This window comes from Microbispora sp. H10670, from assembly GCF_014161385.1.
In the GTDB taxonomy this organism is placed as follows: Bacteria; Actinomycetota; Actinomycetes; order Streptosporangiales; family Streptosporangiaceae; genus Microbispora; species Microbispora triticiradicis.
This window is the reverse complement of the sequence record NZ_JABBWW010000023.1, coordinates 18,321-33,325: the sequence shown is the minus strand read 5'-3', so window position 1 is coordinate 33,325 and position 15,005 is coordinate 18,321. Positions and strand designations below refer to the sequence as shown.

Annotated in this window: 11 protein-coding genes; 6 read left to right on the top strand and 5 right to left on the bottom strand. The window is 73.6% G+C overall.

What is annotated here, in order from left to right; translation table 11 throughout:
- Positions 1–35: 35 nt before the first annotated feature.
- Positions 36–3,089 carry a helix-turn-helix transcriptional regulator gene (locus HHX33_RS37405; RefSeq protein WP_182877026.1) on the top strand — a complete coding sequence of 1,018 codons (3,054 nt, stop codon included), beginning with the start codon at positions 36–38 and terminating at the stop codon, positions 3,087–3,089.
- Positions 3,090–3,120: 31 nt separating this feature from the next.
- Positions 3,121–4,632 carry an aldehyde dehydrogenase family protein gene (locus HHX33_RS26825; protein ID WP_310741547.1) on the top strand — a complete coding sequence of 504 codons (1,512 nt, stop codon included), beginning with the start codon at positions 3,121–3,123 and terminating at the stop codon, positions 4,630–4,632.
- A 9-nt stretch (positions 4,633–4,641) separates the two neighbouring features.
- Here HHX33_RS26825 and HHX33_RS26820 read toward each other — a convergent pair whose 3' ends face one another.
- The 4 genes from HHX33_RS26820 to HHX33_RS26805 all read right to left on the bottom strand — a co-directional run bounded on the left by HHX33_RS26820 (position 4,642) and on the right by HHX33_RS26805 (position 10,141).
- Positions 4,642–5,910 carry an epoxide hydrolase family protein gene (locus HHX33_RS26820; RefSeq protein WP_182877025.1) on the bottom strand — a complete coding sequence of 423 codons (1,269 nt, stop codon included), beginning with the start codon at positions 5,908–5,910 and terminating at the stop codon, positions 4,642–4,644.
- Positions 5,897–6,394 carry a MarR family transcriptional regulator gene (locus HHX33_RS26815; RefSeq protein WP_310737999.1) on the bottom strand — a complete coding sequence of 166 codons (498 nt, stop codon included), beginning with the start codon at positions 6,392–6,394 and terminating at the stop codon, positions 5,897–5,899. Before HHX33_RS26815 ends, HHX33_RS26820 begins: the two co-directional genes overlap by 14 nt.
- A 101-nt stretch (positions 6,395–6,495) precedes the next feature.
- The gene (locus tag HHX33_RS26810; RefSeq protein ID WP_182877024.1) at positions 6,496–9,456 is read right to left on the bottom strand and encodes an AAA family ATPase; all 2,961 of its coding nucleotides are present in this window, start codon (positions 9,454–9,456) and stop codon (positions 6,496–6,498) included.
- Positions 9,457–9,469: 13 nt separating this feature from the next.
- Positions 9,470–10,141 (bottom strand): hypothetical protein, encoded by a 672-nt coding sequence (locus HHX33_RS26805; RefSeq protein ID WP_182877023.1) that lies wholly within the window; start codon positions 10,139–10,141, stop codon positions 9,470–9,472.
- A 334-nt stretch (positions 10,142–10,475) separates the two neighbouring features.
- Between HHX33_RS26805 and HHX33_RS26800 the strand changes: the two genes are divergently transcribed.
- Both HHX33_RS26800 and HHX33_RS26795 read left to right on the top strand, forming a co-directional pair.
- Positions 10,476–10,841 (top strand): carboxymuconolactone decarboxylase family protein, encoded by a 366-nt coding sequence (locus tag HHX33_RS26800; RefSeq protein ID WP_310741546.1) that lies wholly within the window; start codon positions 10,476–10,478, stop codon positions 10,839–10,841.
- A gap of 34 nt (positions 10,842–10,875) precedes the next feature.
- A complete protein-coding gene (locus HHX33_RS26795; protein WP_182877022.1) occupies positions 10,876–11,625 on the top strand; it encodes an SDR family NAD(P)-dependent oxidoreductase in 750 nt (249 codons plus the stop codon).
- Between the two features lies 1 nt (position 11,626).
- Here HHX33_RS26795 and HHX33_RS26790 read toward each other — a convergent pair whose 3' ends face one another.
- On the bottom strand, positions 11,627–12,865 hold the full coding sequence (locus HHX33_RS26790; RefSeq protein WP_117409476.1) for a nucleotide sugar dehydrogenase: 1,239 nt from the start codon (positions 12,863–12,865) through the stop codon (positions 11,627–11,629).
- Between the two features lie 165 nt (positions 12,866–13,030).
- Here HHX33_RS26790 and HHX33_RS26785 point away from each other — a divergent pair, with 165 nt between their 5' ends.
- Positions 13,031–14,200 carry a glycosyltransferase gene (locus HHX33_RS26785; RefSeq protein ID WP_182877021.1) on the top strand — a complete coding sequence of 390 codons (1,170 nt, stop codon included), beginning with the start codon at positions 13,031–13,033 and terminating at the stop codon, positions 14,198–14,200.
- Positions 14,197–14,997 (top strand): hypothetical protein, encoded by an 801-nt coding sequence (locus HHX33_RS26780; RefSeq protein ID WP_182877020.1) that lies wholly within the window; start codon positions 14,197–14,199, stop codon positions 14,995–14,997. Before HHX33_RS26785 ends, HHX33_RS26780 begins: the two co-directional genes overlap by 4 nt.
- Positions 14,998–15,005: the final 8 nt, after the last annotated feature.

Sequence of the window (15,005 nt, the reverse complement as noted above, 5' to 3'; positions counted from 1 at the left end):
CGGTTCTGTCGGGGCACCGTGCCATACTCGCGAACGTGGTCACGCGTACGCCGCAAAGGGTGCTGATCGGGCGTTCCTCCGAGCTCGATCAGCTTCTGGGCGTGCTCGACGGCGCCGCGGCCGGGCTCGCGGGCGTCGCCCTGGTGGGCGGCGACGCGGGGATCGGCAAGACGCGGATCGTGACCGAGCTGTGCGACCTGGCACAGCGGCGGGGGTTCGTGACGCTGGCCGGGCAGTGCGCCGAGCTCGGCGACGCCCTGCCCTACCTCCCGCTGGCCGACGCGCTGCGCACCGCCGCCGCCGAGCCCGGGGGGCCGGTCGGCCCGGCCGTCACCGCCCGCCCCGCCCTGCGGCGGCTGCTGCCCGGCGACGACGCGGGCCTCGCCGAGGAGACGGCCACCGGCGGCCTCGCCCAGCAGCGTCTGTTCGGGTCGGTCCTCGACATGCTGTCGGAGGTGGCCGGGCGCCATCCCGTGCTGTTCGTCTTCGAGGACCTGCACTGGGCCGACCGCTCGACCCGTGACCTGCTCGTCTTCCTCACCCGGATGCTGCAGCGGGAGCGGGTCTGCCTCGTCGGCACCTACCGCACCGACGATCTGCACCGCCGCCACCCGCTGCGCCCCGTCCTGGCCGAGCTGCGGCGCCTGCCACTGGTCACCGCCGTCGAGCTGCCGCCGCTGGGCGACGACGACATGGCGGCGTACCTCGCCAGCCTCGACCGGTACGGCGACGGCCCCGCGGGCGCGGAACGGGAACACGGCTTCGGCGCCCTGATCGAGCGGGCCGGGGGCAACCCGTTCTTCGCCGAGGAGCTGCTGGCCGCCAGCGCCGATCACAGCCGGCTGCCGGGCACTCTCGCCGACCTGATGCTCGCACGGGTGGAGGCCCTCTCGGACACGGCCCGTCAGGTGCTGCGGATCGCCGCGGTGGCCGGGCGGCGGGTCGGCCACGACCTGCTGCGCGAGGCCGCCGGGCTGGGGGACCTGCCGCTGGAGGAGGCGCTGCGTGAGATCGTCTCGCGGCGGCTGCTCACGGCGGGCAGCGACGGATACGCGTTCCGGCACGCGCTCCTCCAGGAGGCGGTGTACGACGACCTGCTGCCGGGCGAGCGGACCCGCCTGCACGCCACGTTCGCCGCGCTGCTCGCGGAGCGCGGCGGCTCCCCCGCCGAACTGGCCCATCATCACCTCGCCGCCCACGACACGCCGGGGGCGCTGTGGGCCTCGGTGGAGGCCGGGCGGCTGGCCTCCCAGCTGGGGGCGCCGGCGGAGGCGCACCGGCACCTCGACCGGGCACTGGAGCTGTGGGACCAGGTACCGGCCTCCGGGCGCCCGGCCGGGGAGAGCCGGCCGCGGATCGCGCTGGCGAGCGCCGCCGCGGCCGCGGTGGCCGGTGACTCCCACAGGGCGTCGGGTCAGTTGCGGCGGCTGCGCCGGGAGGCGGACGATCCCGTCCTCGTCGCCGAGATCGGCGAACGGCTCGCCTATTACCTGGCCGACGCGGACGACGACCGGGACGAGGCGACCGCGGCGGCCCGGGAGGCGGTGGACCTCGCGCCGCACAGCCCGCTGCTGGCCAGAGCCCTGGCCACGTACGCGCGCACGCTGTGGTGGAGCTACCGGATCGAGGAGGCGACCGCGACGGCGGCCAGGGCGCTGGAGGTCGCGCAGGAGACGGGCGCCCGCGACGCCGAGGCGAGCGCCCTGGTCGTGCTGGCGCTGTCGGAGGAGTCCTCCGACGACGTCGAGCGCGCCGTCGACCTGCTCACGCGCGCCACCCGCCGTCCCTCGGGCGACCTGTCCATCGACCTGCGGGCACGGTTCAACCACGCGCGCATCCACTACGAGCACGGCCATCTCGCGGACGCCGCCCGCATCGCCGAGTCCGGCGTACGGCTGGCCGCCGAGACCGGGCTGACTTGGAGCGCCTTCGGCACCGATCTGCGCTTCCTGCACTACCTGATCCACTACGCGGACGGCGACTGGGACGCGGCCGAGCGGCTGGCCGCCGCCTTCGGCGTGCGGGTCGGCACCCGCGCGGAGGCCCAGCTGTCGTCGTTCGCCCTCTTCGTCGAGGTGGGCCGGGGACGCGCGGGGGCCGAGGAGAGGCTGCGGTGGCTGTCCCCGTTCTGGTCCGACGAGCTGGTCAGCTACATGGCGCGCGGGATGGCCGCCGAGCACGCCCTGTGGCACGGCGACCCGGAGACCGCGCTCGAACACGTCGACGCGATCCTCGCGACGCTCGAACCGTTCGACCCCGGCCTGATCCGGATCGCGGCGACCGGCCTGTGGGCGCTCGCCGATCTCGGCAGGACCGGCGAGCGCTGCGACGACCTGCTGCGACGGGCCAGGCACGCGGCGGCCAACGGACCCAACGGCCCGCGGGCACGGATGGGCCCGGAGGGTCTCGCCTGGCTGGCCCGGGCGGAGGCCGAGTGGCACCGCGCCCACGGCACGGCGGACCCGGAGGTGTGGCGGCGCGCCACCGAGGCCTTCGGTTTCGGCTTCGTCTACGAGGAGGCGCGGTCGCGCCGCCGGCTGGCCGAGAGCCTGCTGCGGACGGGTGACCGCACGGCGGCCCACGCCGAGTGGGAGCGGGCGGTGACCGTCGCCGCGGCGCTGGGAGCCGGTCCGCTGCTGGCCGCGCTGCGGGAGTCCGGGGCGCGCGCCGGTTTCCGGGACCCGACCGCGGCCGCCCCCACGCCGGACGTCCAAGCCGGTGGTGCGAGCACGGCGCACAGCGGGAGCACGGCAGGCGGCGGGAGCACGGCAGGCGGGAGCACGGCAGGCGGGAGCACGGCGGGCGGGAGCACGGCGGGCGGCGCGTCCGGGCGGCCCGGCGGGCCCTCGGCCGGCCGGGAGCCGGGGCGGCTGGCCGGGCTCACCGCGCGCGAGCGGGAGGTGCTGGCGCACGTCGCGGACGGCCTGGCCAACCGCGAGATCGGCGAGCGGCTGTTCATCTCCCAGAAGACGGCCAGCGTGCACGTCTCGAACATCCTGGCCAAGCTCGGCGTCTCCAGCCGCACCCAGGCCGCCGCGATCGCCCACCAGGAAGGCCTGACGGGCGCCGGAGATGGAAATACTGTGTAACCGAGGCTTGAGACCAGGAACAATCGCGGAGGTGGCAGTGGCCCGGCAGATCGTTTCCGTCGTCGGTGGTGACGAGCTCACTTCGGGCACGCCGTACGCGTCCGTCAACCCGGCGCGGCCCTCGCACACCGTGGCGGACGTGTCGCTCACGGACGCGGCGGGCTTCGTGGACGCCTGCCGCGCCGCGTCGGCCGCCCAGCGGGAGTGGGCGCGCGTCCCGGCTCCGGTGCGCGGACGGGTGATCGCCTCGATCGGCCGCCTCGTCGAGGCCAACACCGAGGCGCTGGCCCGCCTGGTGACCGAGGAGATCGGCAAGCCGTACGCCGAGGCGCTCGGCGAGGTCCGCGAGATCGTGGACACCTGCGACTTCTTCCTCGGCGAGGGCCGCCGCCTCTACGGGCAGACGATCCCGTCGGAGATGCCGGACAAGAGCCTGTTCACCTTCCGCGTGCCGGTCGGGGTCGCGGCGGTCGTCACGGCGGGCAACTTCCCCGTCGCGGTGCCCTCCTGGTATCTGGTGCCGGCCCTGCTGTGCGGCAACGCGGTGGTCTGGAAGCCCGCCGAGTACGCCGCGGCGTCCGCGCACGCGCTCTATCGGCTGTTCGCCGCGGCCGGGCTGCCCGGCGGCGTGCTCAACATCGTGTTCGCCGACGGGGAGCAGACCTACGCGGGGCTCGACCGCGCGCTCGGCGAGGGCACGGTGCAGAAGGTCGGGTTCACCGGCTCCAGCGCGGTCGGCCGCCTCGTCGGCGAACTGTGCGGACGGCACCTGCAGTCGCCCTGCCTGGAACTCGGCGGCAAGAACCCGATGGTCGTGCTGCCGGACGCCGACCTCGACCTCGCCGCGGAGGGCGCGTTGTTCTCCGGGTTCGGCACGGCCGGTCAGCGGTGCACCTCCCTCGGGACGGTCATCGTCCACGAGGAGGTGCACGACGCGTTCCTGCGCAGGTTCGCCGACGCCGTGCGGAGCGCGAAGATCGGCGACCCGAACGGCGACGTGCTGTACGGCCCGCTGCTCGACCAGAGGTTCGCCGAGCGGTACGAGGAGTACCTGGGCTGGGTCCGGCCGCACCACACCGTGCTGCCCGGCCCGGTGGGCCGCATCGACGGCGAGGGCCTGTACTACCACCCGGTGATCGTGGACGGCGTCCGCCCGGACGACCGGCTGTTCCTGGAGGAGACGTTCGGCCCCATCGTGGGGGTGACCACCTTCTCCACCCTGGACGAGGCGATCGACCTCGCCAACCGCCCGGGGTACGGCCTGTCGTCGTCCGTCTACACCTCCGACCCGAAGGCGGTGTTCCGCTTCCGTGAGGGCGTGTCGGCCGGGATGGTCAGCGTCAACAACTCGACGTCCGGGGCGGAGGCGCACCTGCCGTTCGGCGGGAACGGCAAGTCGGGCAACGGCAGCCGGCAGAGCGGCATGTGGGTGCTCGACCAGTTCACCCGCTGGCAGGCGATGAACTGGGACTACTCGGGCCGGCTGCAGAAGGCCCAGATGGACGTCGCCGAGATCATCCCCGACCTGGGCTTCCGGCTCTGACCCCGCGTCCTACCGCCGCCCGCGGAAGGTGCGCCGCAGGTCGTCGACCCACTCGCCGGGGATCTCCCAGGGGATGAAGTGGCCGCCGCGGTCGTGGGCGGCGAGGTTCACGAGGTTGTACCAGGCGGCCCTGTCGCTGCCGAGGAAGTGCTCCACCCGCTGGTCCGTGCGGACGCCCGGCGGGTTCTCGTGCCCGACGAAGGTGATGCCCGTGGGCGCCTCGACGACCGGCCACCGGTCGTGGGAGGGAGTCCACGGATAGCGGTTGTTGTTGGCGTAGGTGCGGATCGAGGTGCCGATCGAGTTCGTCACCCAGAAGATCATCGCGTGGGTCAGCAGGTCGTCCTTGCTGAAGACGGTCTCGACGTCGCCGCCGTTGTCGCTCCAGGTGACCCAGCGTTCCAGGATCCAGGCGAGCATCCCGGCGGGCGAGTCCGACAGGCCGGCGGCGAGGGTGCTCGGGGCGAGCACGTGCGCGGCGAGATGGACGGCGAAGCGCTTCTCCAGGGCGACGACCCGGGCGTGGACGTCGGCGGGCAGACCCTCGGGGATGGGCCGGCCGCCGCTGAGGTCCCAGGCCCGGTCGCCCGAGAACAGCGTGAGCTTCTGCCCGGAGCCGATGTGGACGCCCAGCAGTTCATCGGCGTACTTGTGCCCGAGCTGGCCGGTGACCAGGGCGCCGACGTCGCATCCGGCCGCGGCGTACCTCTCGTGACCGAGGACGCGGGTCATGAGGACGTGCCAGATGTCGGCGATCTTCCAGAAGTTCATGTCCGGGTGGTCGGGCAGCGGGGTGGAGAACCCGAAGCCGGGCAGCGACGGCACGATCACGTCGAACGCCTCGGCCGGGTCGCCGCCGTACGCGGCGGGGTCGGCCAAGGGGTCGATCACCTTGGACCAGTGCCAGAACGTCCAGGGCCAGCCGTGGGTGAGGATCAGCGGCGTCGGGGCGGGCCCGGCGCCGGGCCGCCGCATGAAGTGGACCGGCACGCCGTCGATCTCCACCTGGTAATGCTCGTAGGCGTTGATCGCCGCCTCGGCCGCCCGCCAGTCGTACCCGTCGCGCCAGTAGGCGACGAGCTCCCGCAGGTAGGCGCCGTTCACGCCGTAGCGCCAGTCGTCGTTGCCCACGTCGTCCGGCAGGCGGGTCAGCTCCAGGCGGCGGCGCAGGTCGTCGAGCACGTCGCCGGGCACGTGGATCGGCCGCGGCTCCAGCGGGAAGGCCCGGTCCCCGGCGTCGCGGGCCCCGATGGTGTCGGTCGTCTCATGGCTCGTCATCGTTTCCTCCAGCCGTCGAAGGGGGGTCGGCCGGCGCAGTCCCCGGCACGGCCCCCTCGTGCAGCTCGACCATCCGGGCCAGGGCCGGGAGGGCCGCCGCGATGGCTGCCCTCTCCCCGGGCCCGAGCCGGGCGGCGAGGTCCGCGAGCCGGGCCATGCGCTCGCTGCGCCGCCCGTCCACGATCGCGGCGCCGGCCGCCGTGACCCGCACGAGGACGGCACGGCCGTCCGACGGGTCCGGGCGGCGCTCCACCAGGCCCTCGCGCTCCAGCTTGGTCACCATCTGCGTGATCGCCGACTGCGTGACCTGCTCCCCCGCGGCCAGGTCGGTGAGCCGCTTCGGGCCGCCGCCCGCCAGCGTGTGCAGCACGGACAGCGTGGTGAAGCTCAGCCGCCGCTCCGCGGGCAGGCGGATGTGCATGCGCGTGAAGTCTTCGAGGACGTGGGTCAGCTCCGCCACGCTCAGCTCGGGGAAGTCGGGCACGCGGCAAAATATATCAGAAACTTAATTAAGCAACTGAACCATATGACGACGGCGATCCCTGGCGGACGCCCACCAGGGATCGCCGTACGGAAAGGTCGGGGTCAGGCCTCTGGGCCCCGCCTGCCGTCGTAGCCGAGCAGCCGCATGGCGACCTCCGGGTCCATGGCCGCCGCGAGAAGCTGGGCCCGTTCGGCGGCCCGGTCCCTGGCCTCCTCGGCCCGGCGCCGCCCCGCCTGCTGCGTGCGGACGAGCAGGATCGCCACCGCGATGCCACCGACCACCGCGACGAGCGCGACCGTCAGCAGCACCGCCGTGCCCGCCGGGACGCCGCCGACGACGGCGGCGCCCCGCGCGCCCTGCGGCGAGGCGAACAGCAGCGCGCCGAGCAGCACGAACAGCACCACCGCGACGACGAGGCCGAGCACCGCCCACAGCGCGCCGTACGACCGGCGCCGCGGCACGGACGCCTCCCCGGGCGGCGCCTGACCCGGCAACGGCGTCGCGGTCATCGGAGGCGGCGCGCCGTTCCACGGCACGAAGTCCGGCTGGGGCGGCTGCAACGGCTGGGGCAGGTGCCCGTTGCCGCCCGCCAGGCCGTTCGGCTGCGTGGCGAGCACCGGCGCGGCCCCGCCGGTGGCGGCCACACCTGAGGAGGGCACCACGACGGACGCCTCCAGCGTCCGCATCCTCGGCAGCGGCAGCTCGAGCGGGACCTCGCTGTGGCCGTGATGGGCCTCCACCGCGGCCGTGTGATAGCTCTCGATCTCCTCGTAGAACTCGTCGGAGGCGTAGACGGTGCCGTCGATCAGCGGCCCCGGCCTGTTCTCGATGACCGCGACCACGTCGTCGCCGTTGAGCGTCTTGTGCTGCTCCAGCGCGTGCGCGACCGACAGCACCTCGCGGCGGTTCTCCCGCAGCAGCTCGGCCGTCTTCTCCAGCAGCCGGCTGAGGTTGAACTCGATCCGCTCGGGGAGCATGTCGGGCAGCAGCTCGTCGCGCCGGCTCGCCGGAGTGCCGGTGCCGGGCTGCGGCTGGGCCGCCTTGCCCTCGCGCAGGCCGAGCTCCTGCAGCGCGGGCAGCGAGGCGACCCCGATGCCCATGCCCCAGTGGGCCTCCATCAGGCCGGTGATGGCCGTGGCGGACTGCAGGTCGCCGGAGACGCCGGAGGAGTTGTCCTCTCCGAAGAACATGCGCTCCCCCGCCAGCGAGGCGAGGGACACCATGATGTCGGACTCGTACTCCGACTTCCACCGGGTGAACTGGTCCTCCGGCTTGATGCTGGCCACCATGCCGAGGTAGTCGGCGCCCTTCTCGATCGTCGCCAGGTCGATCTCCAGGTGGCGGCGCGTGCGGTAGGCGGCGACCGCGTGGCAGGCCTCGTGCACGGCCACGGCGTGCCGCTCGCGCTCGATGTACTCGACGTCCTCCGGCGGCCCGAGCTGCTTGAGCCGCTTGGCCCGCATCACGTCCGACCAGGTGATGGTCTCCCGGCCGTCCCGGATCGCGGTGATCAGCGACTCGTTGACCAGGTCCTTGATCGTCGCGCCGGTGGCGTACGGGGTGATCGTGGCGAGCTTGTCGATCTGCTCGTCGGTGAGCTGGTGGCTGACCTTGTCGAAGTAACCGCGGTACGTGCGGATCCGGCCCGCCTTGGAGGGGTAGCCGACCTTGTAGATGCGGTCGATGCGGCCGGGGCGCAGCAGCGCCTCGTCCAGCGCCTCGGGCAGGTTGGTCGCCATCATGATGAGGATGCGGTACTTCGGCGGCGGCTTGGGCCGCATGCCGAGCAGCCTGCGCACGTACCGGTTGACGAAGCCGCGCGGCTTCTTCAGGCCGGAGATCTCGGTGAGCAGCGCCTCCAGGGTGCCCATCCCGCCACCGCCGCCCATTCCCCCGCCGTACATCAGGCGGTTGACGAAGGCGCCGGTGCGCGGCATCCGCGCGGGCGCGGCCTCGGCGGCCGGGCCCGCGGCGTGGCGGCCGAGCACGGTGCGGGTGTGCGGGTCGAGGTAGGCGAAGCCGTGGCAGCCGGCGTCCTCGAACGGCGCGGGGACCGAGCGCCCCCAGCCGCCCGGCCCGCCCTGGGCGAGCGCGCCGCGGTTGCCGAGCGAGTCGGCCTCGTCGAAGAAGACGATGACGCCGCCGTACCGCAGCGCCAGCTTGCGCAGCTTGCGGAACAGCGACTTGACCTTCAGCACGCCGACGCCGAAGAACATGTTGATGAACGCGCCGGGGTCCACGAAGACGTACGGCTTTCCGGTGGAGCCGGCGACCGCCTCGGCCATCAGGGTCTTTCCGGTGCCGGGCGGGCCCCACAGCAGGATGCCGCTCGGCACGTAGCCGCCCCTGGCCTCGATCTCGTCCGGCTTCTCCAGGAAGACGATGTTCTCCTTGACCCGCTCGACCACGTGGTCCTGGCCCCACACGTCGGAGAACCGCGTCTTGATGTCGTCGGGGTAGTAGACGTCCACGCCGCCGCGGGACAGGAACCAGAAGATCGCGACGAACTGCCCGACGGCGAGCACCATCAGCAGCATGATCTGCAGGACCATGGGGAGGAAGCCCCACACCGTGGCCGGCACGTTGAACAGCGCCTGCAGCGGCGAGGTCTGCTGCACCTTGGCGAGCACCAGCGCGATGACCACGATCCAGACGACCCACTTGATCGCCCGTGCGATGCGGTAGCGGTTCCAGTCGTTGAACCTGCGGTGCGTCCAGCGGTTCCAGCCGCCGAAGACGCCGCGCGTCCAGAACCGGTGGTATCCGGCCGAACGCTCACTGATCAGGAAGTGGATCTGCCGGACCACTTCGAGGCCCGCCAGCCACAGGATCCAGGACGCGTTCCGCACGGTCAGCAGGAAGGCGTCGGAGACGGAGATGATGCCCTCGTACGTGGCGATCTCGTTCCAGAGCAGCACGCCGAACGCGACGGCGAGCAGGATCAGGAACTTGCTCCTGTCCCACAGCGGCAGTCGTTTCCGGGTGCGCGGGTCGCGGTCCTCGGGACCCGACCCCGGTTCGCGAAGCCCCTCGTGGTGCTTCGGTGGGAGGGCCGTGCTCATATGAGGGGCTCCTTCACGGATTGATGATGCGCTTGACCTTGAAGGACTTGACGATCGCGGCGATCTCCGCCGCCCGCTGGCGGTAGCACGCGGGCGAGCAGCGGATGAGAAGGGTGGAGGTCGTCGTCCCGTCCGCGGACAGGTAGGCGGTCTTGTCGAACGTCTGCACCGGCCCCTCCGCCACCCGGTAGTTGTAGACGGTGTGGACCCCCTTGACCCCGTCCACGATGGGCAGCACCTCGTCGTCCAGAAGTTCGAAGCCGGACAGGCCCTCCGTCTCCAGCTCCTTCTGCTGGTCCTCCGTCAGCGGCACCGGCATCGGCGGGGACACGCGCAGCAAATTGAGCGACGCGGCGTTCTGCTTGTCCTCGGTGAGCTTCTCCACCTTGGCGAACACGAAGGGTTTGTCCTCGCCGCTCGCCGGGCCCCGGACGAGGTGCAGGATCGACGGCTGGTCGTGGGCGTCGAACGCGGCCGTCCAGAGGGCCTGTTTCGCGAGCTGCGCGGTGGCCGACTCCGTGCCGCCGAAAATCTGTTCGTCGATCGTCTTCTGGTCGACCTGACGCCACGAGACGGGGACCTTGAAGTAGGTGTCGCCCGTGTCGTCGTGTACGTACGTGTACTGGGGGCCGGCACAGCCGGACAGCACGGAGGCGGCCATCGCCGCCCCTGCGACCGTTACCACCACCCCGGTCCTTACCCGCGGTCTTTCCACCAGGGCCCAACCTCCGCTTTGCGGGTCTACGAGGTAGTAGTGCCCGTTCTCAAATCGTTCTTCTCACGGTAGATCCGCGACGCCTCGGAAAACTAGACCGAATCTTGCCCGGATCCGTACTCCTCCTGTTACATGGAGGTTGCGCGGCTCCGTACCCGCCCGCCGGCAGGGCGGCGCGTCACGGATGGCGATACCCACCGGAGCGCGGCCGGAAGCGGCCCTCGGCCCATCGGACGGCCGTCCGGAAACGAGATCTCTTCGGCGGAAGGTGTAACACCTCGGCGGCCGGAACACGACAACCTGAGTGCATGCCGCCAGATTCACCGCGGAGGGACCGGACGCCATGGAGCAGGCCCACGGAGAGGACGGCGTCGGCCAAGGGCCGGACGGCCTCTTCGGCGCGCTCGCGGAACGCATGTTCTCGGAGGTGTGGTCCCGCCAGGTCCTCACGTGCCGGGAACGCCGTCTGCTGCTGGTGGGCCTCCTCGTGGGCCAGGGCATGGACGACGCGCTGGAACGCCACCTCGACACCGCTCTGCGGTCCGGCGAGCTGACCCCGGCCGAACTGCGCGAGACCGTCGTGTTCCTGACCCTGTACGCCGGGTGGCCCCGCGCGGCCCGGCTCAGCGCCCAGGTGGAGAAGCTGATCTGCCGCACCGCCCGCGCGTGACCCGGCGCGGCGGCGGGATGGGTACGCTGCCGTCATGCCCACCGCACTCATCACCGGCGCGACCGCCGGGATCGGCGCCGCCTTCGCCCGGCGCCTGGCAGCCGACGGGTTCTCCCTCGTCCTGGTGGCCCGCGACGAGGAGCGCCTGACCGCCTCCGCCGAGGCGCTGCACAAGCGGTACGGCGTGACGGCCGAGACGTTGCGCGCCGACCTGGCCACCGAGGAGGGGATCGCGGCCGCCGAGGAGCGGCTGCGCTCGGGGGTGGACCTGCTGGTCAACAACGCCGGGTTCGGGCATCCCGGCGGCTTCCTCGACACCCCGATCGACGACGAGGTCCGGATGCTGCGGCTGCACTGCGAGGCGGTGCTGCGGCTGACGCAGGCGGCCCTGCCGTACATGATCTCCAAGGGCCGCGGCGGGGTCGTCAACGTGGCCTCGGTCGCGGCGTTCCTCCCCGGAGGCACCTACGGCGCGTCGAAGTCGTGGGTGGTGAACTACAGCACCTCGGCGGCCGGCCTGGTCGGCCGCCGCGGCGTGCGGGTGATGGCGCTGTGCCCGGGGTTCGTGCGGACGGAGTTCCACGGCCGGGCCCAGCTCGACATGTCCCATCTGCCGCCCTTCGCGTGGCTGTCGGCCGACCGCGTCGCCGCCGACGCGATGCGCGACCTCGCCCGGGGGGCGTGGGTGAGCGTGCCGTCGGCCCGCTACAAGGCGGTCGTCGCACTCCTCCGGCTGCTGCCGGTCAACCTGCTCGGCCGGATAGCGCGGGTCCGCTACCGGTGACTCAGAGCCGCTCGACGTTCGGGCCGCGGCAGCGGCCCCGGGTGTCGAAGACGAACCGGCTCGCCCGCTGGACCAGGTCGTAGTCGTAGCAGTCGGGCGCGCCGAGCACCACGACCACGTCCGCGCGCGCCAGTTCGGCGGCGTCCGGCTCGACGACCTCGACGCCCGCGGGCACCAGCAGGTCGCCGGCGCGGGAGTCGGCGGCCCGGGGGTCGGCGGCCCGCACCCGGGCGCCCAGCCGGCACAGCGACTTCGCCACCTCCACGGGCGTCAGGCCGAGCAGCAGGATCCGGCTGCCCCGGACCGCGCGGCAGCGCCGGTTGAGCGCGAGGCCGATCCGGTCCACCACGTACGCCGGCATGTTCGCGTTGACGTCGTTGGCCGCCTCGATCAGCCGGAAGCCGCGCCCGGCCCGGTGCCTGACCGCCCACGGCACGTACGACACGTCGACCGGCAGGCACGAGTCCGGCAGGCCCGGGCCCGGCCGCGCGCCGGGTCGGCCGTACGGGGTGCCGGCGGCGGCCTCGGCGGCCTCCCACACGTCGACGCCGAGCTGCCCGGCGAAGATCGCCAGCTCGTTGGCCAGGGCGGCGTCCAGATGCGCGCGGGCGCCCTCCAGCAGCGCGCACAGCTCGGCCACGCGGGGCGACGACACCGGCACGGTCTCCCGCACCAGCCGCCCGTAGAGGTAGGTCACGGCCCGCAGCGAGGCCGGGCCGACGCCCGACACGACCTTCGGCGTGTTGCCGATCCGCCAGCGGGGGTCGCCGGGCTCGGCGCGGCGCGGGCTGTGGCCGAGGTGGAAGTCCTCCCCCGCCCGCAGCCCCGACCCGCGTTCCAGGATCGGCCCGACGAACTCCTCGGTGGTTCCGGGGTAGGCGGCGGTCTCCACCACGACGGTCGCCCCCGGGCGTACGAAGGGGGCGACGCGGCCGGCGGCCGTGCCGAGCGGGCCGAGGTCGGGCGCGCCGTCCCGCATCCGCACGGCGACGGTGAGCACGCAGAAGTCGAACCCGGACGCGTCGGCGGCGTCGGCGCTGGCCGTGTAGCGGCCGGAGGCGTGCGCGGCGGCGAGTTCGCCCGCGCCGACGCCCTCCACGCAGGGCTCCCCCGCGTTCAGCCGCTTGACCCGCCACTCGTCCTCGTCGAGGCCGACCACGCGGAACCCGGCCTCCGCGGCGCGTGTCGCGAGGGGCAGGCCGGCCGGGCCCTGGCCCACGACCACCAGCTTCTCCGCCATGGGACGACTGTAGGAGCGGCCGCGCCGCCCGCCCCGCGATTGCCGGACGGACCGCTGTAAGGCTTGGGTACGGATACGGAAAAGTCTCTTCCGGCGGCGTCTGGGCGTCCGGTCGCGACGGGACGGGCGGGCTAGCTTCTCCGACATGATCAGGGAGGAGCCAGCATGAAACCGGACGACCGGATTCGTGTCATGGAGATAATCGCCCGGATGAACGTGAGCGGTCCCGCCACCCAGGTCACGGGGTTGTGCGAGCGGCTCAGCCCGGTGGAGTTCGACCACCGGCTCTACACCGGCTACGTGGACGGCGGCGAGGGCGACCATCTGCAGCTTCGCGACGCGACGATCCCGGTCCACCGGGTGCCGGGCCTCGGCCGGGCGATCAAACCGGCCGACGACTACCGCGCCCTGTTCGGGCTGGCGAACGCGATGCGCGAGTTCCGGCCGCACATCGTGCACACACGGACCACCAAGGCCGGCGCGCTGGGCCGCCTCGCGGCCCGCCTGTCGGGCGCCGGCGCGGCGCGCGTGCACACCTATCACGGTCATCTCCTGGACGGTCAGCTCTCGCGCCTCCGCCGGGCCGTCTACACCCGCACCGAGCGCCGCCTCGCGTCCATGACCGACCGCATCGTCACGGTCGGCGCGCGGGTGCGCGACGACCTCCTCGCCGCCGGGATCGGCCGGCCCGAGCAGTACGTGGTCATCCCCCCGGGCACCCGTCTCGACCCGCTTCCCGACCGCGCGCGGGCGAGGGCCGCGCTGGGGGTCCCTCTCGACGCGCCGGTCGTGGCGTACGTCGGGCGGCTGAAGAAGGCCAAGCGGCCGGACCGGCTCGCGGAGGTCGCCCGGGCGGTCCTGGCGCGGCTGCCCGGCGCGCGGTTCCTCGTGTGCGGCGGCGGCGAGCTCAAGGAGGAGCTGGAGCGGGCCGTCATGCCGATGTGGGACTCCTTCCGCCTGCTCGGGTGGCGGCGCGACGTCGAGACGGTGTACGCGGCGGCGGACGTCATGCTGCTCACCTCCGACAGCGAGGGCACGCCGCTCTCGCTCGTGGAGGCCGGCATGGCGGGGCTGCCCGCGGTGGCCACGCGGGTGGGCAGCGTGCCCGAGATCGTCGTGGACCGCCGCACGGGGTTCCTCACCGAGCCCGACGCGGACGAGATGGCCGACCACCTCGTGCGGCTGCTGGTGGATCCGGGCCTGACCCGGCGGATGGGCGAGTCGGCCCGCGCGTGGACCTGCCGGGCGTTCGGCGTGGACCGGCTGGTGGCCGACACCGAGGCGCTCTACCGCACGCTGCGCGGCGCGGCGCGGTCGGAGGTGGGCAGCCGGTGACGCCCCTTCTGGCCTCCGCGCTCGCCGGGGCCGCCGGCTGCCTGCTCGCCGCCGGCCTGCGCCCGGTCCGCCGTACGATCCCCTGCCTGGGCGGGATGACGCTCGCGGCGGTGACGGCGGGCGCCACGGTGGCCGCCACGGCGGCGGCCCTCGGCCCGCCGGACCGGCGGGTGAGCGCGGTCCTGCTGGCCGCCGCGGCGGTGGCGCTGCTCGGCCTGATCGCGGACGTGGGCGCACTGCCCCTCGCCACCCGCCTGGTCGTGGAGTCGGTGGCGGCGGGCGGCGTCGTGCTGTGCGGGGTGCAGGTCACGCTGACGGGCGACTGGCCCGACGGTCCGCTCAGCGTGATGTGGATCGTCGCGATGACCAACGCCCACGCGCTGCTCGACCGGCTCGGCGGCGCGCTCGCCGGGGTCGCCGCCGTCACCGGGGCGGGTCTCGCCGCCGCGGCGCTCCTGCTCGCCGACCCGGCCCTCGCGGTGCCCGCGGCGGTCCTGTCCGGCGCCTGCCTGGGGTTCCTCCCCTACGGCAGGAGGCGGGGCAGGGGGCGAGGGAGGGTGCGTCTCGGGCCGTCCGCCGCGCTGTTCGCCGGGTTCGGCCTGACCTGCCTGGCGGTCGCGCTCGCCGCGGGACGCGGCCCGGCGGCGATGACGGCCGGGATGCTGGTTCCCGCGCTGGCGGTCGCGCTGGGAGCCTGGCTCTACGGCGTCCGCCCCCGGCGGTGGGCCGGGGGCGGACGGCGGGGCGCGCCCGGAGGTGTGCTCCGGGACGTGCGTCAGGGCGTGCGCCGGGCCTGAGAGCCCGG

Coding starts and splice junctions, on each gene's coding strand:
- HHX33_RS26795 (WP_182877022.1), top strand. CDS start 10,876: ATGCCCACCGCACTCATCACCGGCGCGACCGCCGGGATCGGCGCCGCC.
- HHX33_RS26820 (WP_182877025.1), bottom strand. CDS start 5,910: ATGACGAGCCATGAGACGACCGACACCATCGGGGCCCGCGACGCCGGG.
- HHX33_RS26785 (WP_182877021.1), top strand. CDS start 13,031: ATGAAACCGGACGACCGGATTCGTGTCATGGAGATAATCGCCCGGATG.
- HHX33_RS26790 (WP_117409476.1), bottom strand. CDS start 12,865: ATGGCGGAGAAGCTGGTGGTCGTGGGCCAGGGCCCGGCCGGCCTGCCC.
- HHX33_RS26810 (WP_182877024.1), bottom strand. CDS start 9,456: ATGAGCACGGCCCTCCCACCGAAGCACCACGAGGGGCTTCGCGAACCG.